The sequence below is a fragment of the Microbacterium pseudoresistens genome, from assembly GCF_013409745.1.
Taxonomy (GTDB): domain Bacteria; phylum Actinomycetota; class Actinomycetes; order Actinomycetales; family Microbacteriaceae; genus Microbacterium; species Microbacterium pseudoresistens.
The window spans coordinates 2,433,838-2,457,341 of record NZ_JACCBH010000001.1 but is presented as its reverse complement, the minus strand read 5'-3'; the positions used below and the strand labels follow the sequence as shown (position 1 = coordinate 2,457,341).

The 23,504-nt window shown below is 68.1% G+C and carries 19 protein-coding genes; 6 read left to right on the top strand and 13 right to left on the bottom strand.

The annotated features are described in order from the left end of the window. Positions 1–4: 4 nt before the first annotated feature. A complete protein-coding gene (leuA, locus tag BKA02_RS12055; RefSeq protein WP_179434369.1) occupies positions 5–1,759 on the bottom strand; it encodes a 2-isopropylmalate synthase in 1,755 nt (584 codons plus the stop codon). Between the two features lie 296 nt (positions 1,760–2,055). Between leuA and thrC the strand changes: the two genes are divergently transcribed. Both thrC and BKA02_RS12045 read left to right on the top strand, forming a co-directional pair. Further along, the gene (gene thrC, locus BKA02_RS12050) at positions 2,056–3,477 is read left to right on the top strand and encodes a threonine synthase (RefSeq protein ID WP_179434367.1); all 1,422 of its coding nucleotides are present in this window, start codon (positions 2,056–2,058) and stop codon (positions 3,475–3,477) included. 60 nt (positions 3,478–3,537) lie between these two features. After that, positions 3,538–5,331, top strand: coding sequence for a DUF2207 domain-containing protein (locus BKA02_RS12045; RefSeq protein WP_179434365.1), 1,794 nt, complete (start codon positions 3,538–3,540; stop codon positions 5,329–5,331). Between the two features lie 21 nt (positions 5,332–5,352). Here the strand turns inward: BKA02_RS12045 and BKA02_RS12040 are convergent, their stop codons facing one another. The 12 genes from BKA02_RS12040 to lepA all read right to left on the bottom strand — a co-directional run bounded on the left by BKA02_RS12040 (position 5,353) and on the right by lepA (position 17,265). After that, positions 5,353–6,321, bottom strand: coding sequence for an NADP-dependent oxidoreductase (locus tag BKA02_RS12040; protein ID WP_179434363.1), 969 nt, complete (start codon positions 6,319–6,321; stop codon positions 5,353–5,355). Further along, a complete protein-coding gene (era, locus tag BKA02_RS12035) occupies positions 6,321–7,280 on the bottom strand; it encodes a GTPase Era (RefSeq protein WP_179434361.1) in 960 nt (319 codons plus the stop codon). Before era ends, BKA02_RS12040 begins: the two co-directional genes overlap by 1 nt. Continuing rightward, positions 7,270–8,562, bottom strand: coding sequence for a hemolysin family protein (locus BKA02_RS12030; RefSeq protein WP_179434359.1), 1,293 nt, complete (start codon positions 8,560–8,562; stop codon positions 7,270–7,272). Before BKA02_RS12030 ends, era begins: the two co-directional genes overlap by 11 nt. Beyond that, positions 8,559–9,023: an rRNA maturation RNase YbeY gene (gene ybeY, locus BKA02_RS12025; protein WP_179434357.1), complete on the bottom strand. Its 465-nt coding sequence runs from the start codon at positions 9,021–9,023 to the stop codon at positions 8,559–8,561. The genes BKA02_RS12030 and ybeY overlap by 4 nt, the downstream gene beginning before the upstream one ends. Continuing rightward, the gene (locus BKA02_RS12020) at positions 9,020–10,042 is read right to left on the bottom strand and encodes a PhoH family protein (RefSeq protein ID WP_246286350.1); all 1,023 of its coding nucleotides are present in this window, start codon (positions 10,040–10,042) and stop codon (positions 9,020–9,022) included. Before BKA02_RS12020 ends, ybeY begins: the two co-directional genes overlap by 4 nt. A gap of 52 nt (positions 10,043–10,094) precedes the next feature. After that, positions 10,095–10,442 (bottom strand): HIT domain-containing protein, encoded by a 348-nt coding sequence (locus BKA02_RS12015; protein ID WP_179434353.1) that lies wholly within the window; start codon positions 10,440–10,442, stop codon positions 10,095–10,097. A gap of 50 nt (positions 10,443–10,492) precedes the next feature. Continuing rightward, a complete protein-coding gene (locus BKA02_RS12010; RefSeq protein ID WP_179434351.1) occupies positions 10,493–11,221 on the bottom strand; it encodes a 16S rRNA (uracil(1498)-N(3))-methyltransferase in 729 nt (242 codons plus the stop codon). A 7-nt stretch (positions 11,222–11,228) separates the two neighbouring features. Continuing rightward, on the bottom strand, positions 11,229–12,338 hold the full coding sequence (dnaJ, locus tag BKA02_RS12005) for a molecular chaperone DnaJ (protein WP_179434349.1): 1,110 nt from the start codon (positions 12,336–12,338) through the stop codon (positions 11,229–11,231). Positions 12,339–12,357: 19 nt separating this feature from the next. Beyond that, complete coding sequence (hrcA, locus tag BKA02_RS12000; RefSeq protein WP_179434347.1) at positions 12,358–13,392, bottom strand: heat-inducible transcriptional repressor HrcA; 1,035 nt, start codon at positions 13,390–13,392, stop codon at positions 12,358–12,360. A gap of 86 nt (positions 13,393–13,478) precedes the next feature. After that, positions 13,479–14,696: a radical SAM family heme chaperone HemW gene (gene hemW / locus BKA02_RS11995; protein WP_179434345.1), complete on the bottom strand. Its 1,218-nt coding sequence runs from the start codon at positions 14,694–14,696 to the stop codon at positions 13,479–13,481. A 13-nt stretch (positions 14,697–14,709) separates the two neighbouring features. Continuing rightward, positions 14,710–15,363, bottom strand: a complete 654-nt coding sequence (locus tag BKA02_RS11990) for a DUF1990 domain-containing protein (RefSeq protein WP_179434343.1) — start codon at positions 15,361–15,363, stop codon at positions 14,710–14,712. 51 nt (positions 15,364–15,414) lie between these two features. Then, positions 15,415–17,265 (bottom strand): translation elongation factor 4, encoded by a 1,851-nt coding sequence (lepA, locus tag BKA02_RS11985; RefSeq protein ID WP_179434341.1) that lies wholly within the window; start codon positions 17,263–17,265, stop codon positions 15,415–15,417. A gap of 346 nt (positions 17,266–17,611) precedes the next feature. On the opposite strand from lepA, the gene BKA02_RS11980 reads away from it, so the two are divergent. The 4 genes from BKA02_RS11980 to BKA02_RS11965 all read left to right on the top strand — a co-directional run bounded on the left by BKA02_RS11980 (position 17,612) and on the right by BKA02_RS11965 (position 23,426). After that, positions 17,612–18,595 carry an ABC transporter permease gene (locus tag BKA02_RS11980; protein ID WP_179434339.1) on the top strand — a complete coding sequence of 328 codons (984 nt, stop codon included), beginning with the start codon at positions 17,612–17,614 and terminating at the stop codon, positions 18,593–18,595. Between the two features lies 1 nt (position 18,596). Beyond that, positions 18,597–19,517 (top strand): ABC transporter permease, encoded by a 921-nt coding sequence (locus BKA02_RS11975; protein WP_179434337.1) that lies wholly within the window; start codon positions 18,597–18,599, stop codon positions 19,515–19,517. Next, positions 19,514–21,571, top strand: a complete 2,058-nt coding sequence (locus BKA02_RS11970; RefSeq protein ID WP_179434335.1) for an ABC transporter ATP-binding protein — start codon at positions 19,514–19,516, stop codon at positions 21,569–21,571. Before BKA02_RS11975 ends, BKA02_RS11970 begins: the two co-directional genes overlap by 4 nt. Positions 21,572–21,713: 142 nt before the next feature. Continuing rightward, complete coding sequence (locus BKA02_RS11965; RefSeq protein WP_179434333.1) at positions 21,714–23,426, top strand: ABC transporter family substrate-binding protein; 1,713 nt, start codon at positions 21,714–21,716, stop codon at positions 23,424–23,426. The last annotated feature ends 78 nt before the right edge of the window (positions 23,427–23,504 follow it).

Below are 23,504 nucleotides of genomic sequence, written 5' to 3'. Positions count from 1 at the left end.
AGAATCAGACCGCGGCGAGCTCGCCCGCGCGCGTGCGGATCGCGCGGTTCACGCCCGACACGATCGCCTTGAGGCTCGCCGTCGAGATGTCGCCGTCGATGCCCACGCCCCACAGCCGCTGGTCCCCGACCTGGAGCTCCACGTACGACGCCGCCTGCGCGTCTCCGCCCGAGCTGAGCGCGTGCTCGACGTAGTCGTAGACGGTCAGGTCGAAGCCCTGCGCGCGCAGCACCTCGACGAACGCCGCGACGGGGCCGTTGCCGCGCCCGGTGGTCCTGACCGTGCCCTCGTCGTCGCGCAGCACGACGTCGAGCTCGACCTCGCCCGACATGTCGCTGCGTGTCTCGGTCCCGAGCAGCTCGAACCGGCCCCACCTTGCCTGCTCGGCCTGAGCGGGCAGGTACTCGTCGGTGAAGATGCCCCAGATCTCGTCGCTGGTGACCTCGCCCCCCTCAGCATCGGTCTTCGCCTGCACGACACCGGAGAACTCGATCTGCAGCTTGCGGGGCAGATCCAGCGCGTGGTCGGTCTTGAGCAAGTAGGCGACGCCGCCCTTGCCGGACTGGGAGTTGACTCGGATGACGGCCTCGTACGACCGGCCCAGGTCCTTCGGGTCGATCGGAAGGTACGGCACGGCCCATTCGATCTCGTCGACGCCCACGCCCTTCTCCGAAGCCTCGGCCGCCATCGCCTCGAAGCCCTTCTTGATGGCGTCCTGGTGCGAACCGCTGAACGCCGTGAACACGAGGTCGCCGCCCCACGGGCTGCGCTCGGGCACGGGCAGCTGGTTGCAGTACTCCACGGTGCGCTTGACCTGGTCGATGTCGCTGAAGTCGATCTGCGGATCGATGCCCTGCGTGAACAGGTTGACGCCCAGCGTGACGAGGTCGACGTTGCCGGTGCGCTCGCCGTTACCGAACAGGCATCCCTCGATGCGGTCGGCGCCGGCCATGTAGCCGAGTTCGGCGGCGGCGACCGCGGTGCCGCGGTCGTTGTGCGGATGCAACGACAAGATCACGTTCTCGCGCTGCGCGAGGTGCCGGCTCATCCACTCGATCGAGTCGGCGTACACGTTGGGCGTGGCCATCTCGACGGTGGCGGGGAGGTTGATGATCACCTTGCGGTCGGGGGTGGGCTGGATCACCTCGATCACGGCGTTGCAGACCTCGACCGCGTACTCCAGCTCGGTGCCCGTGTAGCTCTCGGGCGAGTACTCGTAGTACACCTCGGTGTCGGGGATGCGCTTCTCGAACTCGCGGCACATGCGCGCGCCCTCCAGGGCGATCTGCTTCACGCCCTCGCGGTCGGAGCGGAACACGACCTCGCGCTGCAGCACGCTGGTGGAGTTGTAGAAGTGCACGATGGCCTGTTTCGCCCCGGCGATCGCCTCGTAGGTGCGCTCGATGAGGTGCTCGCGGCACTGCGTCAGCACCTGGATCGTGACGTCGTCGGGAATCAGGTTCTCCTCGATGAGCTGGCGGACGAAGTCGAAGTCGGTCTGGCTGGCCGACGGGAAGCCCACCTCGATCTCCTTGTAGCCCATGCTCACGAGCAGTTCGAACATGACGCGCTTGCGCTCGGGCGACATCGGGTCGATGAGGGCCTGATTGCCGTCGCGCAGGTCGACCGCGCACCACCGCGGGGCTGTCGTGATGCGCGCGGCGGGCCAGGTGCGGTCGGGCAGATCGACCGAGAGCTGCTCGTGATACGGCCGGTACTTGTGAACCGGCATGGTCGTCGGAGTCTGAGCGTTCTTCATGATGGGCTTTCCTTCTCGTCGCTTCTCGCGGGATGTGACGGGCCAACGCGAACACCGCGACGAGGTGGGCCCTAGATCTGGGACTCGCCGCGGCGGCTAAGAAGAAGCAGAACGCCTGCGTGCATGCGGCCATGCTAGCACCCTGCCCGGTCCCGCACGCACCTGGTGGCTGTGTTCTGTGCAGTCTGCGCACACCGGAGGGCGTCCGCGATCCCGCCGGGTTCCTGGCAGAATCGAAGTGCACGCCCGGCAACGCGCGTCGCATCCTCCCACCGACGAGCACCTCAGGAGCATCCGTGCAGTACATCTCGACCCGCGGCGGCGGCACGTCGCGCACGTACAGCGAGACGCTGCTGCGGGGCCTCGCCGACGACGGCGGCCTCGCCGTGCCGCAGGAGCTCCCCCGCGTCGAGGCGGAGACGCTCGAGAGCTGGCGCGCCCTGGACTATCCCGCCCTGGCCGCCGCCGTGCTCGGGCTGTTCGCGACAGACATCCCCGCAGACGATCTCGCGCGGCTCTGCACCGCCGCGTACACGAGCGACCTTTTCCCCACGCTGGTGCCGCTGCGCCCGGTCGACGGTGATCTCACCCTCGTGGGACTGTCCGAGGGGCCGACGCTGGCCTTCAAGGACATGGCGATGCAGTTCCTCGGCCAGGCCCTGGAGTACGCGCTGGAGAAGACCGGCGGCGTGCTCAACGTGCTGGGAGCGACCTCGGGCGACACCGGATCGGCCGCCGAGCACGCGCTGCGCGGCAAAGATCGCGTGTCCGTGTTCATGCTGTCGCCGCAGGGCAGGATGAGCCCGTTCCAGCGCGCGCAGATGTTCTCACTGCAGGACGACAACGTGCACAACATCGCCGTCGCCGGAGTGTTCGACGACTGCCAGAACCTGGTCAAACAGCTCGCGGGCGACCTCGCGTTCAAGGCGGAGCACAGTCTGGGCGCCGTCAACTCGATCAACCTCGCCCGCATCACCGCGCAGAGCGTGTACTACTTCTGGGCCTGGCTGCGGGCGAGCGACGCGGTGGCTTCCGACGAGCGTGCCGGCTTCGAGGTCTCGTTCTCGGTGCCCACCGGCAATTTCGGCAACATCCTCTCAGGCCACTATGCCCGCGCCATGGGGCTGCCCATCCGTCGGCTCGTCCTGGCGACGAACGAGAACAATGTGCTCGACGAGTTCTTCCGCACCGGCGTGTACCGGCCCCGCAGCGCCGCACAGACCCATGCGACCTCGAGCCCGTCGATGGACATCTCGAAGGCCTCCAACCTCGAGCGCTTCATCTACGACCTCGTCGGTCAGGATCCCGAGCGCCTGCGCGCGCTGTGGGCCGAGCTCGACGCGACGGGTGCCTTCGACCTTTCGGCCGAGCAGCCGCGCTTCGCGGACGAGTTCGGGATCGTGAGCGGCACGAGCACCCACGCCGATCGGCTCGCCACCATCCGCGCGGTGCACGAGGCATCCGGAGAGATCATCGACCCGCACACCGCCGACGGCGTGCGGGTCGCGCGCGACCACGTCGAGGCGGGCGTGCCGATGCTCGTGCTCGAGACAGCCAAGCCGCAGAAGTTCGCCGAGACGATCCTGGAGGCGATCGGTCTCGAGGTCGAGCTCTCCCCCGCGCTTCGCGACATGCTCGACGCGCCGCAGCGCGTCACGGAGCTCGAGGACGACGAGGCGGCGCTTCGCACCTTCATCGACGAGCACGCGTTGCGCTGAGCACGCGGCGCACAGGGAGCGCCCACGACTCGCTGACGCCCCTCGGCTAGCCTGGCTGTCATGTCGGCTCGTCTGCGCAACGCACTCCTGTCCGCCCTCGGCGCGTCGACGCTGATCGCCGCGCCGCTGATCCTCGCCCCTGCGGCGAACGCCGGAGTCGACGACTTCTCGTACGACTCCTGGGATGCCCTGTACGAACTCGGTCTCAACGACGAGGGGCGCGCCAGCCTGCACGTGACCGAGACCGTCGTCGCGCACTTTCCGGAGATCGACCAGAACCGCGGCATCGTGCGCGGGCTCGCCGAACGCTACTTCGGCGCACCGCTGTGGACGGATGTGCTCTCGATCCGTGACGAGAACGGCGCCGACGTGCCGTACGAGGAGGATTCGGACGACGACGTGCTGTACCTGTCGATCGACGACGACACGTACAAGCACGGTCCGACGACGTATGTGATCGAGTACACGATGCGCGATGTCATGCACCGGCCGGACGATGCCGATGTCGACGAGTTCTACTGGGACCTGCTGCCGCTGGACAGCACGCAGCCGATCGACGAGTTCTCGGCGCGGATCGTCTTCGACGACGCGCTCGTACGCGCTGCGACGGGGGCGATGAGCTGCTATCAGGGACGCTACGGCTCCACCGATTCGTGCGAGCTCACGCCCGATACGGAGTCCGCAGAGCACGGATACCGAGTGCAGGCCCACGATCTGGCAGCCGGCGAAGGCGTCTCCGTGGCGTTCGCGTTCGCGCCGGGAACCGTCACGCCCTCGCCAGCGGCGGTGGCCGATCCGTCGACCGACCTGCTCCCCTTCGGTCTCGGCGCGGGCGCCCTCGCGCTCGTGCCTGCCCTCGGCTTCACGGCGCGCGGCATGCAGCGGCGCAAGGCTGCGGCACAAGGCCGGGGAATCGTCGTGGCGCAGTACGAGGTTCCCGCCGACCTTCCCCCGTCCCTCGCCGCGCACCTTGTGCGCGCGCGTGGCGCGGCGGTTCCCGCGGAGATCGTGCATCTCGGCGTGCACGGCGCTCTGCAGATCCAGGATGGGACGCGCAAGCCCGTGCTCGTGCTCGACGACCCCTCGGCCGCCGTCGAGCCGCTCGATGCCTATGCCCTGAAGGCACTGTTCCCGGTGCAGAACCCGGGTGAACGGCTCGATCTCGGCATCGCCGACAACAACGTCGTCACCCGGCTGCAGGGCATCACGACAACGGCGGAGCAGGCGGGCATCGAACGCGGTCTGATCCGCAAGGCGCGTTCCCGCCTCGCCGTCGGCGCGGGCATGGTCGGCGTCGCGCTCGCCCTGGCGGCCATCGGGTTCGCCATCCCCGGGATGATCGTCGGTCGGGAGTCCTCGATCGCCGCGTTCGTGATCTCGTGCATCGTCCTCCTCCTGAGCCTCATCCTCACCGCCGTGCTGTCGCGTCGCCAGTCGCTGCTCACCCCGGCGGGCGCCGAGCGCGCAGAGCATCTCGAGGGCGTCAAGGAGTTCATCCGCGTCGCCGAGGCCGACCGCCTCCGCATGCTGCAGTCGTACTCCGGCGCCGAGCGCCAGCATGACGGCGGCGTCGACACCGTGGTGCTGTACGAGAAGCTTCTGCCCTACGCCATGCTGTTCGGCATGGAGCGGGAATGGGGCGACGTCCTCGACCTGCAGTACGAACAGCAGCACACCGCGCCGAGCTGGTACACCGGCTACGCCCTCGGGTCGTTCGGGTCGTCGCTGACGGACATGGGCGGCACGCTGCACGCGACGCCGGTGGCGACCTCCTCGTCATCGTCGTCGAGCGGATCGTTCGGCGGCGGGTTCTCCGGCGGAGGCGGCGGAGGCGGGTTCTCCGGCGGTCGGTGAGATCGTTGCGCGCACCCGTCCTCAGGGAATGAGCGCGAGCTTTCCGCCGGGATGGCCCTGCGCGAGGAGGGCGAGCGCCTCCGGGGCCTCGGCGAGGGGGAACGTCTGCGCCACGGGAACGATGAGATCGCCGGCCGCCGCGAGATCGACGAGCATCGGGCGGGCCTCGTCGCGGAATGCCGCGCTGTCGGGCTTGGAGCCGGCGATCGCACGGAAGCCGTGCTCCTGCGCCGCCGACGGATCGACGATCGTGACGATCCGGTCTCGGTCGCGCACGAGCTCGAGCGAGACCTCCGTCGCCTCCGCCGTGCCGGCCGCGTCGAGCGCCGCGGAGATCTGTGCGCCATCCGCGAGTTCGCGCACCCGGTCGGCGAGCCCCGGACCGTATGCGACCGGGATCCCGCCGAACTGACGCACGCGTGCCGAGCCCGCCGATCCGGTCGTGCCGATCACGCGGATGCCCGCGCGCGCCGCGAGCTGGAGCACGATGACCCCGACGGCTCCGGACGCCGCGTGCAACAGGATCGTCTCGCCCGACGTCGCCGCCACGACATGCAGCATCTCGGCGGCGGTCGTGCCCGCCAGCAGCAGATTGGCGGCTTCGGGGTGGCTGAGATTGTCAGGCTTGTGGAAGGCCTTCTCTGCGGGGATCGTCACCTCGTCGGCGTAGCCGCCCTGGATCCGGAAGGCCAGCACGTCGTCTCCGACGGAGACGGGGCCTGAGCCGATCGAGGTCTCGGGGCCGACCGCGGTCACCTCGCCCGAGATCTCGTAGCCGATCGGCACGGGGAACGTGGTGCCTGGCCGCTCCCGCAGCACGTGCTTGGCATCGGCGGGGTTCACACCCGCCGCCCGCACGAGGACGCGGATCTCTCCCACCTGCGGCTCGGGGGCCGTGTGCTCCTCCCGGACCCATGTGTCCGGCGCGCCCGGCGCGGGCGCCACCCAGCGGCGCGAGGTCGTGTGCGACTCCGTCTGAATGTCCGTCATCAGAACCCCAATCTTCCGAGCTGCTTCGGATCGCGCTGCCACTCCTTGGCGACGCGTACGTGCAAGCCGAGGAACACGCGCGTGCCCACCAGCGGTTCGATCTGCGCGCGTGCGGCGGCGCCGACGTCGCGCAGGCGCGCGCCCTTCCGGCCGATGATGATCGCCTTCTGGCTGTCGCGCTCCACCACGATGCTCGCATGGATGTCGGTGAGATCCGAGTCCTCGCGCTGAGCGATGTCGTCGACCACCACCGCGATCGAGTGGGGCAGCTCGTCGCGCACGCCCTCCAGCGCCGCCTCCCGGATGATCTCGGCGATGCGGTCATCGACCGACTCATCGGTGACGATGTCGTCGGGATAGAGCGCCGGGCCTTGGGGCATCAAGGCGATGAGCTCGTCCGAGAGCACGTCGAGCTGCAGGCGAGTGAGCGCCGACAGCGGGATCACCGCGGCCCAGTCCTCGCGGAGCGCGTCGACCTCGATGAGCCGTTCGGTGATCTCGTCGCGCTCGGCGGCGTCGACCTTCGTCACGATCGCCACCTTCTTCGCGCGGGGATATCCATCTAGCGATGCGGCGATGCGGCGATCTCCCGGCCCCACCTTCTCGGTCGCCGGCACGCAGAAGCCGATGACGTCGACGTCGCCGAGCACCTGCTCGACGAGGTCGTTGAGCCGCTCCCCCAGCAGCGTCCTGGGGCGATGGATACCGGGGGTGTCCACGATCACAAGCTGCCCGTCCGGCCGGTTGACGATGCCGCGGATCGCGCGCCGCGTCGTCTGCGGCTTGGCGCTCGTGATGGCGATCTTCTCGCCGACGAGCGCGTTCGTCAGCGTCGACTTGCCCACGTTGGGTCTGCCGACGAAGGTCACGAACCCGCTGCGGCCCTGTGCCTGTTCAGAACCCTGTGCCTGTTCCGAACCCTGTGCCTGTTCCGCAGCCTTTTCCTGCTCAACGCTCATCGTCTGCTCCTCGCTCGTCGTCGTCGGCCGGCTGCTGCGCGCGCTCCACGAAGACCGTCGCGAGTCCTCGTCCGCGGCCGCGTGAGGCGCCGCCGGTGAGCACCAGACCGTGCGTCGTCACGGTGGAGCCTTGCCGGGGGACGCTGCCGAGTTCCTTACCGAGCAACCCGCCGATGGAGTCGACATCGTCGTCGTCGAGGTCGAGCCCGAACAGCTCCCCGATGTCTTCGAGCCCCAGCCGGGCGCTGACGCGGTAGCGTCCCGTCGACACCTCGACCACTTCGGCGGTCTGCTGGTCGTACTCGTCGGCGATTTCGCCCACCAGCTCTTCGATGAGATCCTCCATCGTGACCAGGCCCGAGATACCGCCGTGCTCGTCGACGACGAGGCACACGTGCACGGCGTCGCGCTTCATCTGCTGCAGCAGCGTCTCGGCGCGCATCGATTCGGGCACGAACACCGCGGGCCGCGCGATCGTGCGGACCGAGGCGTCCTTCCAGTCCTCCTCCGAGCCGAAGGCGAACTGCACGAGGTCTTTGAGGTACAGCACCCCGATGACGTCATCGGCCTCGTCGTCCACGACGGGGATGCGCGAGACGCCTTTGTCGAGGAAGAGCGTCATCGCCTCGGTGCTGGTGGCCTCCGCGCCGACCGACACCATGTCGGTGCGCGGCACCATCACGGCACGCACGAACTGATCGGTGAAGTCGAACACCGAGTGGATGAGATCGCGGTCGTCCTCCTCGATGAGGTCGTTCGAGGCCGCCTCGTCGAGCATGCTGAGCAGCTGCTCCTCGGACGCGAAGCCGCTGCGTCCGGTGCCGGGGGTGACGCGGCTGCCGAGCACGACCAGGCCCTGCGCCAGCGGCCCCATGATCACCCGCAGCCCTCGCACCACCGGAGCGCACACCCGCAGCATGGCGCCGGCGTGCTGGCGGCCGAACGATCGCGGGCTCGAACCCACGAGCACGAAGGTGATCGCCGTCATCAGCAGGGCAGCGGCGAGCATCGCCCACCAGATCTGGTCGATGAGCAGCACGAAGGCGACCGTCACGAGCACCGCGGCGGCCACCTCGGCGAACACGCGGATGAACGCCACCGCGTTCGCGTGCGGGTCGGGATCCTCGGAGATCTTCGTCAGCGCCTCGCCGTTGCGCCCCTCCGAGCCCATCTCCGCGAGATCCGATCGCGACGTCACCGACAGCGCGGCGTCGATCGCGGCGGCGAGCCCCGCGAAGGCGACCAGCAGCACGGCTGCGGCCAGGAGCAGGATCGGCGTCATCGAGCTCTGCGGCGCTCGGAGTCGGCGAAGGCCAGGATGAGCTCGCGCTGCAGCCCGAACATCTCGCGCTCCTCGTCGGGCTCGGCGTGGTCGAACCCGAGCAGGTGCAGCAGCCCGTGCGTGGTGAGCAGCACGAGTTCGTCGATGAGGGCGTGCCCGGCGGCCGCGGCCTGCGTCTCAGCCACCTGCGGGCACAGCACGATGTCGCCGAGGAGTCCGGGCGGAGTCGGGCGGTCGACCGTTCCCGGCCGCAGCTCGTCCATCGGGAAGCTCAGCACATCGGTCGGACCAGGCTCATCCATCCACTGCACGTGCAGAGACTCCATCGCGCCCTCGTCGACGAGCACGATCGCGACCTCGGCGTCGGGGCTCACGTTGAGCTGTGCGAGGTTGTGCGCGGTGAGCCTCAGCAGCACCTGCTCGTCGACGTCGATGGCCGATTCGTTGTTGATCTCGATCATGAGCGTCCTCGTCTCGGCATCCGATCGCGCGGCCCCGGCCGCATGCCCGCGCGCCGCTCGGCGCGATTGGCGAACTCCGCCGCCTCCTCGCGCTCGGCCCGCGCCGCCGTGCGCTTCTCGTCGTACTCGCTGTACGCGTCGACGATGCGGCCCACGAGGGTGTGCCGCACGACGTCGTCGCTCGTGAGCCGGGCGAAGTGGATGTCGTCGATGTCGTCGAGCACGCGCGTGACGACCCGCAGCCCGGATGCGCCCTGCGGCAGATCCATTTGAGTGATGTCGCCCGTGACGACCATCTTCGTGCCGAAGCCGAGCCGGGTGAGGAACATCTTCATCTGCTCGGGCGTGGTGTTCTGCGCCTCATCGAGCACGACGAACGAGTCGTTGAGCGTACGCCCGCGCATGTACGCCAGGGGCGCGACCTCGATGGTTCCCGACGCCATCAGCCGGGGCACGATCTCGGGGTCCATCATCTCGTTGAGCGCGTCGTACAGCGGACGAAGGTACGGATCGATCTTGTCGGTGAGGGTTCCGGGAAGAAAACCCAGGCGCTCCCCCGCCTCCACGGCGGGCCTGGTGAGGATGATCCGCTCGACCTCTTTGCGCTGGAGGGCCTGCACGGCCTTGGCCATCGCGAGGTAGGTCTTGCCGGTGCCGGCGGGTCCGATGCCGAAGACGATCGTGTTCTCCTCGATCGCGTCGACGTACGCCTTCTGCCCGAGGGTCTTGGGGCGGATGACCCGGCCACGGGTGGAGAGGATCGCCTCGCCCAGCACCTCGCTGGGCCGCGGGCCGTCGTGATCGAGGATGCGCGCCGACTGCACGACGTCCGCGGGGCCGAGAGCGTGCCCGGCGCGGGTCATCGCGACGAGCTCGTCGACGAGGGCGGCCGCGGCGCGCACATCGCCGGCAGCCCCGGTGAGGGTGATCTCGTTGCCTCGTACGAGCACATCCACGCTTGGATGCTGCTTCTCGAGCATGCGCAGCAGCCGGTCCTGCGGACCCAGCAACTGGACCATCGCGACGCCGTCGACCTCGATGCGAGCCGTCGTGGCCTCGGGGGCGGATTCGTCAGAAGCCAACGAGCTTGTTCTCCTCGATGTTGCCGAGCACATGGGCGTGCACGTGGAAGACGGACTGCGCGGCGCTCGCGCCGTTGTTGAAGATGAGCCGGTACTCCCCGTTCGCGTGCTCGTCGGCGAGGGTCTTGGCCGCCGCGACGACCTCTGCCAGCAGGCCCGGATCACCCGCCGCGAGTTCGGTGACGTCGCGGTACCGCTCGGTCTTGGGGATGACGAGCGCGTGCAGCGGCGCCTGCGGATCGATGTCGCGGATCGCGAAGACGCGGTCGGTCTCGAGCAGGATCTCACCCGGGATCTCGCCCTGGAGGATGCGCGTGAAGATCGAGGGTTCGGCCATGCGCCCAGTCTATCCGCGCATCTTCCCCGCAGGCAGCGCGCCGACAGCGCTCACCAACGGCGTAGCGCGGCGGAGAGGACCGCGATGGCTGCGGGGCCGGCCGTGGAGGTGCGCAGCACCGTGTCGCCCAGTCGAACGCGCTCCGCTCCGGCCTGAGAGAGCCGATCCAGCTCGTCCGGCGTGATGCCGCCCTCCGGGCCGACGACGAGCACGATGTCGCGCTCATCCGCGTCGATGGCGCTGAGTCGGGTCTCGGCGGTCGGATCGAGGATGAGCATCCTCGCCTCGGCCGCACGTCGGGCCAGCTGGCCGGTCGTCTCCGCCTCGGCGACCTCGGGCACCCAGGCCCGGTGCGCCTGCTTGGCGGCCTCGCGGACGATGCTCGCCCAGCGTTCGCGGCCCTTGGCCGCCTTCTTGCCCTCCCAGCGCACGACGCTGCGTGCGGCCTGCCACGGCACGACAGCGTCGACGCCCAGCTCGCACGCCGCCTGCACCGCGAGCTCGTCGCGATCCCCCTTGGCCAGCGCCTGGGCGAGCAGGATGCGCGGCGCAGGCTCCGAGACCTCGCGACGCTCATCGACGCGCACCTCGACCAGATCGGGGGCCACGGATTCGGCGGCGCCCTCCAGCCAGATGCCGCGACCGTCTCCGAGCGTGATCCGCTCGCCCGTGCGCAGGCGCCGCACGACGGCGGCATGCCTGGCCTCGGCACCGGTGAGCGCGACGAGCCCGCCGACCTCGGCGGTCGCCGCATCCGGGGTGAGGAAGTGCAGGGCCATGGCCGGATCAGCCGTTCCGGAACTTGTCGCGCAGCTTCGAGAACATGCCCTGGTGGAACTCCGACAGCTTCGGCGACGGCGCCTTCAGCCGCTTGGCGAGATCCTCGACGAGCGCGCGGTCCTTGCCGTCCAGACGCGTGGGCGTGAGCACCTGCACTCCCACGCGCAGGTCGCCCCGCTGCGATCCGCGCAGCGGAGTGATGCCGCGGCCTCTGATCGTGAGCACGTCGCCGGCCTGTACGCCGGGGCGCACCTCGAGGTCGACCGGCCCGTCGAGGCCGTCGATCGTGGTCGTCGTGCCGAGGATGGCGTCGGTCATGGCCACTTCCAACGTGGCGAGCAGGTCGTCGCCCTCGCGACTGAACGTGGCGTGCGGGGCGACGGTGACCTCGATGTACAGGTCGCCGTTCGGGCCCCCCGCGCGCCCCACCTCGCCGGAGCCGGGCAGCTGCAGACGCAGCCCGGTCTCCACGCCGGCCGGGATGTCGAGCCCCACGGTTCGGCGCGAGCGCACTCGGCCCTGCCCGTTGCACGTGGCGCACGGATACGGGATGGTCGTGCCGTACCCCTCGCACGATCCGCACGGCGCCGAGGTGACGACGTTGCCGAGCAGGCTGCGCACCTGCTGACGCACGTGACCGGTGCCCTGACAGATGTCGCAGGTGACCGGGGCCGTGCCCTCCTGACAGCACGAGCCCTGGCACGTCTCGCACAGCACCGCCGTGTCGACCTCGATCTCGCGGTGCACGCCGAACACGACCTCGCCGAGGTCGAGGGTCACGCGCACGAGCGCATCCTGACCCCGCTCCCGGCGTGAACGCGGACGAGCCGCCCGGCCGCCTCCGCCCGCGCCGAAGAATGTCTCGAAGATGTCGCCGAACCCGCCGAATCCGCCGAATCCGCCGGCGCCCTCGTCGCCGCCCATGTCGTAGCGACGGCGCGAGTCGGCGTCACTGAGCACGTCGTACGCGTGGGTCACGAGCTTGAACTGCTCGGCCGCGTCTTCACTGGGATTCACATCCGGATGAAGCTGGCGCGCCAGGCGCCGATAGGCCTTCTTGATCTCGTCCTCGCTGGCGTCTCGCGACACCCCGAGCACCTCGTAGTGATCAGCCACTTTCACCTTCCCGGCCCGCTCAGCGAGCCGATTCGTCGTCGTCGAGCAACTGCGACAGATAGCGGGCCACGGCCCGCGCGGCAGCGAGGTTGCTCGGGTAGTCCATGCGGGTCGGCCCCATCACGCCCAGGCGCGCCGTACCCCCGGAGGCCACGTAGTCACTGGCCACGATCGATGCCTCGGTCAATCCGAAGGGTTCGTTCTCGGCGCCGATGCTGGTCGCCAAGCCCTGCGCATCCGCCTGCATCTGCGTCATGAGCCTCAACAGCGTGACCTGCTCCTCGATGGCCTCCAGCAACGGGTGGATGCTGCCGCGAAAGTCCTGCTCGCGTCGCGCGAGCGTGGCCGCCCCCGCCATCACGAGCTTGTCCTGACGGAACTCCTCCAGTTCCTCGGCGATGGCCCGCGATATCGCCCCTTGCACTCCCGACATGGCCGATCCTTCGGGCGCATCGACGAACGCGCCGATGCCCTCGAGTCCGTGCCGCACGGATCGTCCGGTCAGTTGTACCGACAGACGTGCGCGCAGGGTCGAGAGGTCGAGCTCATCGATGTCTGACGGCAGGCCGACGATGCGCTGCGACACGCCTCCGCCGTCGGTCACCAGTACGATGAGGAGCCGGTTGGGCGCGAGCATCACGAGTTCGACGTGCGTCACGCTCGCGCGCGAGAACGAGGGGTACTGCGCGAGCGCGACCTGACCGGTGAGACGGGTGAGCACGCGGACTGTGCGGGCCATGACGTCGTCGAGGTCTGTCGGTTCCGACAACAGGGTCGTGATCGCGCTGCGCTGCGCCGTGGAGAGCGGGCGGAGTCGCGCGAGGTGATCCACGAAGACGCGGTAGCCCTTGTCGGTGGGCACGCGGCCGGAGGACGTATGCGGTGCGGCGATCAGCTCTTCGTCTTCGAGCTGGGCCATGTCGTTGCGGATCGTCGCGGCCGACACACCGAAGGCATGACGATCGACGATCGACTTGCTGCCGACCGGCTCGTTCGTGGAGACGTAGTCCTCCACGATCGCTCGGAGCACCTGAAGGCCCCGTTCGCTGACCATCTCGCCTCCTCATTGGCACTCGTCCTGCGGGAGTGCCAATTCTAGCGCGTGCTTCCTGAGCGCCGCGCGGCCTGGCCGGCGCGCTCTCAGTCGGTCAGCGCGCGCACGACCGCGTCGGCGAGCAGTCGCCCGCGCAGCGTCAGCACGAGCGCACCCGACACCGCGGCCGCCCCGTCGACGAGACCGTCGGCGATGAGCCCCGCCACTCGCGGGCGCACGGAGGGGCGCAGCAGGTCGACGGGAAGCCCCTCGGCCATGCGTGAGCGCAGCAGGATGCGTTCCAGATCACGCGCATCCGCATCCGGGCGCTCTCGCGCTGCGGCCGGTGAGAGACGCCGGTCAAGCCGCTGGGCGTAGGCGGCGGGATGCTTCACGTTCCACCAGCGCAGCCCCGCGATGTGGCTGTGCGCACCGGGGCCGAAGCCCCACCAGTCCGCGCCGCGCCAGTACGCGCGGTTGTGCGCCGAGCGCTGCTCGGGAGTGCGGGCCCAGTTGCTCACCTCGTACCAGGAGAACCCGGCAGCGGCGAGCCGCGCATCGGCGAGCTCGTACATGTCGGCCTGCAGGTCGTCGTCGGGTGCGGGCACCTCGCCGCGGCGGATCTGACGGGCGAGCTTGGTGCCGTCCTCGATGATGAGCGCATAGGCCGAGATGTGGTCGGGGTCCAGCTCGAGCGCGGCACCGAGCGAGCGCTCCCAGTCCGCCAGCGACTCGCCGGGGGCGCCGTAGATGAGATCGAGGCTGACGTCGAGCCCCGCCTCGCGCGCCGCCGCGACGGCCGTGCGCACGTTCTCCGGACGGTGCGTCCGGTCCAGCGCTGCCAGCACATGCGGCACGGCCGACTGCATGCCGATCGACATGCGGGTCACCCCGGATGCGGCGAGCTCGGTGACGACGGCCGGTGTCACGGTGTCGGGGTTCGCCTCGACCGTGACCTCCGCTCCGGGGCGGATGCCGAACGCGTCGACGACGCCGTGCAGCATCCGGCCGAGGTCTCCCGCCGGCAGCAGCGTGGGCGTTCCTCCGCCGAAGAACACCGTGTCGAGCGGTCGGAGCGCATCCGCCTCGGCCAGCACCGTGCGGCTCAGCGCCACCTCCTCGAGCAGCGTGTCGGCATACGCATCCTGCCGCGCCCCCCGCAACTCGGTGGCCGTGTACGTGTTGAAGTCGCAGTATCCGCAGCGCACCCGGCAGAACGGCACGTGCAGATACGCCGAGAACGGCGCCTCCGGATCGATGGGAAGATCGGCGGGCAGTGCACCGTCGGATGGCGCGGGATCCCCGTCCGGCAGAGGCCCGCCCATCAGCGGATCGCCATCAGACCGGCGTCGCGTACAGCGGGGAGATCGCGCGCAGGTAGCGGGCGAACAGCGTCTTGCGGCGACGGCGCACCAGGGCGGGGATCGTGCGGTAGACGAAGGCGACCGGCGCGTCGAACGCGCGCACGGTGAACCACACCTCATCGCTGTCCTCGTGCCAGTCGATCTGGAACGACTCCTCGCCGCTCACGACCGATCCGCCCATGGTGCCCAGCACGAAGCCGATGCAGCGGGGTTCTTCGGTCACCGAGATCACGCGCAGCTCGGCATCGGCGCTCATCCCGTCGACGCGACCGCGCAGCTTCAGGGTCATGCCGGGGCCGGCGAACGGCGTGCCGCTCGCATCGAAGCGCTGCTCTACCTCGTTCTTGCTCGGCGCGATCGGGGCACCCTCGGCATCGAAGCTCACGCCGGCGTAGCTCGGGCCGGATGCCGGGCGGAGGTCTTCGAGCGAGAGTCCGGCCGCGCGCTGCGCGGTCCACGACAGCAGGGCATCGCCCGCCGTGCGGAACCGCTCCTCGCCGCTGCCGATCCGCCACGACTCCTCAGCGGGAATGCTGCGCTCGGGCGGGTACTGCATGAGGTCGGGGGCGTGCGTGGCTCCGACGGCGGCATAGTCCACCGTGCCTTCTCGGAATGTTCCGCGGCGCATGATCTTCACCCTACTTGCCGTACCTGTGGAGGCACTCCACCGGCGCGATCCCTACTTCTTGTCCTTGCCCTCGACATCACCCGACAGCGCAGCGATGAACGCCTCCTGGGGGACCTCGACCCGGCCGACCATCTTCATGCGCTTCTTGCCCTCCTTCTGCTTCTCGAGCAGCTTGCGCTTGCGGCTGATGTCGCCGCCGTAGCACTTGGCGAGCACGTCCTTGCGCATGGCGCGGATGGTCTCGCGGGCGATGATCCGCGCGCCGATCGCCGCCTGGATGGGCACCTCGAACTGCTGGCGAGGGATGAGCTTGCGCAGCCGCTCGGCCATCATCGTGCCGTAGGCGTAGGCCTTGTCGCGGTGGACGATCGAGCTGAACGCATCGACCTTGTCGCCCTGCAGCAGGATGTCGACCTTGACGAGGTCGGCTTCCTGCTCGCCGGAGGGCTCGTAGTCGAGCGACGCGTAGCCCTGGGTCTTGGATTTCAGCTGATCGAAGAAGTCGAAGACGATCTCGCCGAGCGGCATGTTGTAGCGCAGCTCGACGCGCTCCTCCGAGAAGTACTCCATTCCCAGAAGCGACCCGCGGCGCGACTGGCACAGCTCCATCACGGTGCCGACGTAGTCCTTGGGCAGCAGGATCGCGGTCTTGACCATGGGCTCGGCCACCGAGGCGACCCGCCCGTCGGGGTACTCGCTCGGGTTGGTGACCGTCACCTTCTCGCCGGTGTCGGTGGTCACCTCGTAGATCACGCTGGGTGCCGTGGTGATGAGGTCGAGCCCGAACTCGCGCGAGAGGCGCTCGGTGATGATCTCCAGGTGCAGCAGGCCGAGGAAACCGCAGCGGAAGCCGAAGCCGAGCGCCACCGACGTCTCGGGCTCGTACTGCAGCGACGCGTCGGAGAGCTTGAGCTTGTCGAGCGCCTCGCGCAGCTCGGCGTAATCGCTGCCGTCGATCGGGTAGATGCCGGAGAACACCATCGGCTTGGGGTCGGTGTAGCCGGCCAGCGCCTGGGTCGCGGGCTTACGCGCCGTGGTGACGGTGTCGCCCACCTTCGACTGACGCACATCCTTCACGCCGGTGATGAGGTAGCCGACCTCGCCGACGCCGAGGCCCTTCGAGGGGGTGGGTTCGGGGCTGGAGACGCCGATCTCGAGCAGTTCGTGCGTCGCCCCCGTCGACATCATCTGGATGCGTTCGCGCGGCGCCAGCCGTCCGTCGACCATGCGCACGTACGTGACCACGCCGCGGTACGAGTCGTAGACGGAATCGAAGATCATCGCTCGCGCGGGCGCGTCGGCGTCGCCGGTCGGCGCGGGGACCTCGGTGACGAGGCGGTCGAGCAGGTCCTCGACGCCGGCACCGGTCTTCCCCGACACCCGCAGCACGTCATCCGGGTCGCCGCCGATGAGGTCGGCGAGCTCCTTCGCGAAGCGGTCGGGATCTGCCGCGGGCAGGTCGATCTTGTTCAGCACCGGGATGATGTGCAGATCGTTCTCCAGCGCCAGGTACAGGTTGGCGAGGGTCTGCGCCTCGATCCCCTGCGCCGCGTCGACGAGCAGGATCGCTCCCTCGCAGGCCGCGAGCGAACGCGAGACCTCGTAGGTGAAATCGACGTGCCCCGGCGTGTCGATCATGTTGAGCGCGAAGCTCTGCCCGTCCCGCTCCCACGGCATCCGCACGGCCTGGCTCTTGATGGTGATGCCGCGCTCGCGCTCGATGTCCATGCGGTCGAGGTACTGCGCGCGCATGTCGCGCTCGGCGACGACCCCGGTGATCTGCAGCATGCGGTCGGCCAGGGTCGACTTGCCGTGGTCGATGTGCGCGATGATGCAGAAGTTGCGGATCTGCGCCGGGGGCGTCGCGGCCGGCTGGAGCGGGGTGTGGGCGCGTGGTGACATGCGGGTCGATGGGCCTGTCGGATGTGGATCGCGGACCGGTCACGTAAGGATCCGGAGGGGTCCGGACGAGTCTACGCGAGTGCCCGGGCAACGACCTGCCCGCCCCGTCCGATCGCCCTTCCGAGCAGGGAAGGAAGGCCAGCCTAATCCGCATCACGATACCCCCGGTGATAGTCTCCCCGGGTCGCTCGGACCCGGCACCGGGTTCCACCTGCGGCAACGCTCCGTCTCATCCGACGGGGCTGCGTCCTGCTTCGCTCTCCGGTCGGATGATGCTTGAATGGCATCCGACCCAGCGTTGCGTCGGAGATCCCGCGCGCGTCTGCGAAAGAGAAAGAACACCATCTTGATCAAGTACCTGATCCGCCGGTTCCTCGGCTGGCTGCTCATGATCGTGGTGGCGACCAACATCACGTACTTCCTGGCGTGGGCATTCCTCGACCCGCGCAACAACTACGTCGGACGTCGCCCTCCGCTCTCACCGGAAGAGATCACTCGAGTTCTCGAGCCGCGCAACCTCAGCGAGACCGTTCCGCTGATCCAGCGCTGGTGGAACTGGTTCACCGACATCGTCTTGCACTGGAACTGGGGCGTGAGCCCGGTCGGCCAGTCCGTCAACGACCAGATCGCCTACCGCATCTGGGTGTCAGCCGAACTGGTGCTCGGGGCCACGGTCATCGCGGCGGTTCTCGGCATCGCCCTCGGCGTGTACACCGCATCCCGTCAGTACAAGCTCGGCGACCGCATCGGCCAGGCCACATCGATCATCACGATGAACATCAATATCGTGGTCGCCGCCCTCGGCATCGTGCTGCTGGCGATCGCCTTCAACGACCTCGTCGGCGCCCGGGTGTTCTACGTGACCGGTGCGGGCGGCAAAGACGTCGACGGCTTCTTCGGGTTCATCGTCGACAAGCTGCAGCATCTGACCCTGCCGACCATCGCACTGGTCATCATCAGCTACGCGCAATACCACTTCCTGCAGCGCTCCTTGTTGCTTGACAACATCAAGGCCGACTACGTGCGCACCGCACGCGCCAAAGGCCTGACGAAGCCGCAGGCCATCCGCAAGCATGCCCTGCGTACCTCGCTCATCCCGGTGGCCACCCAGTTGGCCTTCACCATCCCGACGGTCTTCACCGGAGCGATCCTCACCGAGACGATCTTCGGCTGGAACGGCATGGGCAAGTACTTCATCGACACGATCACGAAGAACGATGTGAACGGAGTCGTCGCCGTCGCGGCGGTCGGCGCCGTCCTGACCGCGATCGGGGCCATCCTGGCCGACATCGTCGTCGTCGTGCTCGACCCGCGCGTGAGAGTGAGCTGAGATGTCCTTCGATACGATTCAGCCCCCGGTCGGGCCAGACACGACGGCCACCCGCATCCCTCGCAAGCGGATGTCGACGTTCGAGCTGTACTACCGCCGCTTCGTGCGCAACCGGCCCGCCGTCGTCGGTGTGTTCATTTTCCTTGCGCTCGTGCTGTTCGCAATCATCGGCCCGCTCGTGGCCAAGTACGACCACATCTACCTCGATTTCCTCAACCTCGGCACTCCGCCGTCGGCAGATCACTGGCTCGGCACCACAGCGTCGGGCAACGACCTGTTCGCCCAGGTCGCGATCGGCACGCAGCGCTCTCTTATGATCGCCGTCACCGTCTCCGTGGGAACGACGATCATCTCGGCGGTCGTCGGTACCGCCGCCGCCTACTTCGGGGGGTTGTTCGAGCGCACCACTCTGCTGATCATTCACTTCCTCATGGTCGTGCCGACCTTCCTGATCCTCGCGCTCGTCTCCAACAGCGCGGGCGGGGACTGGCGGGTCATCTCCCTCGTGATGATCTTCATCGGGTGGTTCCTGCCGGCCAGGATCATCTGGACCATGGCTCTGTCATTGCGCGAGCGGGAGTACATCGACGCCGCCCGGTACATGGGTGTGCCCGGCATGAAGATCGTGTTGCGCCACCTGCTGCCGAATATCGGCTCGCTGCTGGTGATCAACTTCACGCTCGGCATTGTCAGCGCCGTGATGGCCGAGACCGGCCTGTCGTTCATCGGTTTCGGCGTGAAGATCCCCGACGTGTCCCTGGGTTCGCTCATCGGTACCGGCGCGAACTCCATCAGCAGCGCGCCCTGGCTGTTCTATTTCCCCGCCGGCGCGCTGACGCTACTGACGGTTTCGATGGCCCTCGTCGCCGACGGCCTGCGCGACGCCCTCGATCCCACCTCGGCGGCGGGAGGCCGTGCATGACCGCTTCTCTGCTTTCCGTCCGCGACCTCCACGTCAGTTTCGCCTCCGAAGCCGGGCGGGTGGATGCCGTCCGCGGCGTCTCCTTCGACCTGGAGCCCGGACGCACGCTCGGTATCGTCGGAGAATCCGGTTCGGGCAAGTCCGTCACTTCGCTCGCGATCATGGGCCTGCTCGACGACAACGCCAAGGTCACCGGATCGATCTCGTTCGACGGGCAAGAACTGCTCGGCAAGACAGACAAGCAGTTGTCCGCGCTGCGCGGCAACGGGATCGCGATGATCTTCCAGGATCCGCTGACCTCGCTCACCCCGGTGTACACCATCGGGGACCAGCTCGTCGAAGCCCTCACGGTGCATCGGAGCATGTCCCGCTCCAACGCAGAGGCCCGCGCGGTCGAACTGCTGCGTCTGGTCGGCATCCCCAGCCCCGAACGACGCCTGAAGTCCTTCCCGCACGAGTTCTCCGGCGGCATGCGTCAGCGCGTGGTGATCGCGATCGCCATGGCGAACAATCCCAAACTCATCATCGCCGACGAGCCGACGACCGCGCTCGACGTCACGATCCAGGCGCAGATCCTCGACCTCATCGGCACAGCACAGCGCGAGACCGGTGCGGCGGTGATCATGATCACCCACGACATGGGCGTGGTCGCTAAGACGGCCGATGACGTGCTGGTGATGTATGCCGGCCGCCCCGTCGAGCAGGCGCCCGTGCGGGAGCTGTTCCACCAGACGCGGATGCCCTACTCGATCGGACTGCTGGGCGCGATCCCCCGCATCGACAAGGCCGAGAAGGAGCCCCTGATCCCGATCAAGGGCAATCCTCCGTTGCTGGTCAATCTGCCCGATGCCTGCCCGTTCGCCGATCGCTGCCCCATCGCGGTCGCCGCATGCCGCACCTCCGAGCCGCCACTGCGGGACATCGCCACCGGCGGCGCTGGCGAACACCGCGTGGCCTGCATCCGCGCCGATGAGATCGACGATGACGGGCGCATCGGCGGCGTTCCTGTGTTCCCCATTCCGGAACTGCCCGACGCCACGTTCGAGTCCGTTCCCCGCGAACAGCGTCCGGTCACGCTCGCGGTGGACAACATGCGGAAGAGCTTCCCACTGCTCAAGGGCGCGATCATGAAGCGCAAGATCGGAGAGGTGCACGCCGTCAAGGGCCTCACCTTCGACATCCGCGAGGGCGAGACGATGGCGATCGTGGGCGAGTCCGGCTGCGGCAAGACCACCACGCTGCTGCAGATCATGGACTTTGTCCGGCAGGACGAGGGCGAGATCACCATCGCGGACACCAAGGTGTCCGAGCTGCACGGCGCACGCGCCGAGCGCGCACTCCGTCGCGACATCCAGATCGTCTTCCAGGATCCGATGGGCGCCCTGGATCCGCGCATGACCGTCACCGACGTGATCGCCGAGCCGCTGCGGGCCATCGGGATGGGCCGCCAGGAGACGGATGCACGAGTCGATGAGCTGATGGACCTCGTCGGGCTCGACCCCGCCCACGCCAATCGCTTCCCCGGGGCATTCTCGGGCGGACAGCGGCAGCGCATTGGCATCGCGAGGGCGCTGGCGACCAATCCGAAGGTGGTCGTGCTCGATGAGCCTGTCTCGGCGCTGGATGTGTCGATCCAGGCGGGCGTGATCAACCTGCTCGACGAGCTGAAGGTCAAGCTCGGTCTGTCATACCTGTTCGTCGCCCACGACCTCTCGGTCGTACGGCATATCGCCGACCGCGTCGCGGTGATGTATCTCGGCGAGTTCGTGGAACGAGGGGACGTCGATGCGGTGTTCGACGATCCGCAGCACCCGTATACCCAGGCGCTGCTCTCGGCGATCCCGATTCCCGACCCCGACATCGAGCGCACCCGCGAGCGGATCGTGCTGCAGGGCGACCTGCCAAGCCCGACCGAGAGCGCGTCCGGTTGTTCGTTCACCTCGCGCTGCCCGCTGTACAAGACGCTGCCTCCCGAGCAGCAGAGCCGCTGCCAGTCGGAGGAGCCCGTCCTCACCGGCACGGACGCACACGGCAACGCATGCCACTGGCGATGACATCGCGTACCGAGGCGGGCGAGATCGCGTTCCCGAATAGTTCGGAACCGTAACGGTTCTGTGGGATTCCCGAGTCGCGCCGTAGGCCCGGGTTATCCTGCCCACATCCCCTGAAAGAGCCGAAAGGCAAAGAAGGAGCACCATGAAAAGGCACCACAAGCTGTTGGGCGTCGTCGCCCTCAGCGGCGCCCTCGCACTCGCCATCAGCGGTTGTGCGTCGGGTAGCAACAACGGAGGCAACGATGACGGAAACTCCTCCGTCGAGACGAAGACCGCGGATTACAACCCGCAGCCTCGCGAGAACCTGAAGGAGGGCGGCGAGGTCCACTTCGAGATCAACGAGATCCCGCCGCAGTTGAACCCGTTCAACAGCGACGGCAGCGCCGACACGACCCGTCTGGCCTCGTGGTACACGCCCCAGCCGTTCCTGATGGATCCGTCGGGCGAGATCACTCCGAACCCGGCGTATATCACCGATTGGAACCTCGACGTCGTCGACGGAAACTCGGTTGTGACCATCAAGGTCAACCCGGACGCCGTGTGGAACGACGGCACACCGATCGACTGGACCGCGTTCGAGACCACGTGGAAGGCCAACAACGGCACCGATGAGGCGTACGCGCCGAACTCCACCGACGGCTACAAGGCCATCACCTCGGTGACCAAGGGCGACACCGACAAGGACGTCATCGTGACGTTCGACGGCGAGTTCGCCTGGCCGCAGATGCCGTTCCTCGGAGGCATCATGCACCCGGCCGTCAACACGGCGGAGATCTTCAACGAAGGCTTCATCAGCAACCCGCACCCCGAGTGGGGCGCGGGGCCGTACAAGATCGAGAACTTCGACGCCAACGGTCAGACCGTCAGCTTCGTCCCGAACGAGAACTGGTGGGGCGACAAGCCGCTGCTCGACAAGGTGACCTTCACCGGTCTCGACGCATCGGCATCGATCAACGCGTTCAAGAACGGGGAGATCGACGAGGCTCCGACCAACAACAAGGATCGCCTCGCACAGGTCGCTGACATGGAAGACGTCGTGACGTACCGCGCCCAGCGCACGTCCAAGACGGTGCTTCTCGTCGACGCGGACAAGCCGCAGTTCGAGGACATCAAGGTTCGTCAGGCGTTCTTCATGGGCGTGAACCGCGAGCAGCAGCAGCAGATCGCGTGGAACGGCCTCGGATACGAAGAGGAGCCCGCCGGCTCGCTCAACCTGTACGGCTTCCAGGACGGCTACAACGACTCGTTCGCCGAGGCCGGTCTGAAGCACGACGTGGATGCGGCCAAGAAGCTGCTCGACGACGCCGGGTGGACCGAAGGATCCGATGGCATCCGCGAGAAGGACGGTGTGAAGCTGTCCGTCACGTATCCCGTCTTCAGCGACGACCCGACGATCGAGGCCCTCGCCAAGTCGCTGCAGCAGCAGGAGAAGGAGATCGGGATCGAGGTCAAGATCGACAAGCGGTCCTCGTCCGACTTCTCGAACGACTTCACCTCGAAGAACTGGGACACCGTGTCACTGCAGTTCACCGACTCCGACCCGTTCGGCCCGCTATGGTTCTGCCAGCTGTACTGCTCTGACAGCGGTCTCAACCTGTCGGCGACCGGTACTGCCGAGATCGACGAGAAGATCAAGGACCAGGTCGAGTCGCAGACGACGGCCGAGGACTGGACCAAGGCGTCGATGAAGCTCGAGCCCGAGATCATCAAGGAGACCTGGGGCATCATCCCGATCTACAACGGTCCCTGGATCGTCACGGCCAAGAAGGGTCTCGCCAACCTGACGCCGGAGCCCTACGTGGGCCTCGACGGCTACGCCATCACCCCGGTGGAGAACGTGGGCTGGGAGAAGTAATCCCGTCCGCTCTCGCTGAGCAGAAGCGGGGTCGGTGGTTCGCCACCGGCCCCGCTTCTTCGCGTCCGGTCGACGCTC

Bases quoted from the DNA above. Each gene is read 5' to 3' on its own strand.
- leuA (WP_179434369.1), bottom strand. From the start codon at position 1,759: ATGAAGAACGCTCAGACTCCGACGACCATGCCGGTTCACAAGTACCGG.
- BKA02_RS12045 (WP_179434365.1), top strand. From the start codon at position 3,538: ATGTCGGCTCGTCTGCGCAACGCACTCCTGTCCGCCCTCGGCGCGTCG.
- BKA02_RS12040 (WP_179434363.1), bottom strand. From the start codon at position 6,321: ATGACGGACATTCAGACGGAGTCGCACACGACCTCGCGCCGCTGGGTG.
- era (WP_179434361.1), bottom strand. From the start codon at position 7,280: ATGAGCGTTGAGCAGGAAAAGGCTGCGGAACAGGCACAGGGTTCGGAA.
- BKA02_RS12030 (WP_179434359.1), bottom strand. From the start codon at position 8,562: ATGACGCCGATCCTGCTCCTGGCCGCAGCCGTGCTGCTGGTCGCCTTC.
- ybeY (WP_179434357.1), bottom strand. From the start codon at position 9,023: ATGATCGAGATCAACAACGAATCGGCCATCGACGTCGACGAGCAGGTG.
- BKA02_RS12020 (WP_246286350.1), bottom strand. From the start codon at position 10,042: ATGGTCCAGTTGCTGGGTCCGCAGGACCGGCTGCTGCGCATGCTCGAG.
- BKA02_RS12015 (WP_179434353.1), bottom strand. From the start codon at position 10,442: ATGGCCGAACCCTCGATCTTCACGCGCATCCTCCAGGGCGAGATCCCG.
- BKA02_RS12010 (WP_179434351.1), bottom strand. From the start codon at position 11,221: ATGGCCCTGCACTTCCTCACCCCGGATGCGGCGACCGCCGAGGTCGGC.
- hrcA (WP_179434347.1), bottom strand. From the start codon at position 13,392: ATGGTCAGCGAACGGGGCCTTCAGGTGCTCCGAGCGATCGTGGAGGAC.
- hemW (WP_179434345.1), bottom strand. From the start codon at position 14,696: ATGGGCGGGCCTCTGCCGGACGGGGATCCCGCGCCATCCGACGGTGCA.
- BKA02_RS11990 (WP_179434343.1), bottom strand. From the start codon at position 15,363: ATGCGCCGCGGAACATTCCGAGAAGGCACGGTGGACTATGCCGCCGTC.
- lepA (WP_179434341.1), bottom strand. From the start codon at position 17,265: ATGTCACCACGCGCCCACACCCCGCTCCAGCCGGCCGCGACGCCCCCG.
- BKA02_RS11975 (WP_179434337.1), top strand. From the start codon at position 18,597: ATGTCCTTCGATACGATTCAGCCCCCGGTCGGGCCAGACACGACGGCC.
- BKA02_RS11970 (WP_179434335.1), top strand. From the start codon at position 19,514: ATGACCGCTTCTCTGCTTTCCGTCCGCGACCTCCACGTCAGTTTCGCC.
- BKA02_RS11965 (WP_179434333.1), top strand. From the start codon at position 21,714: ATGAAAAGGCACCACAAGCTGTTGGGCGTCGTCGCCCTCAGCGGCGCC.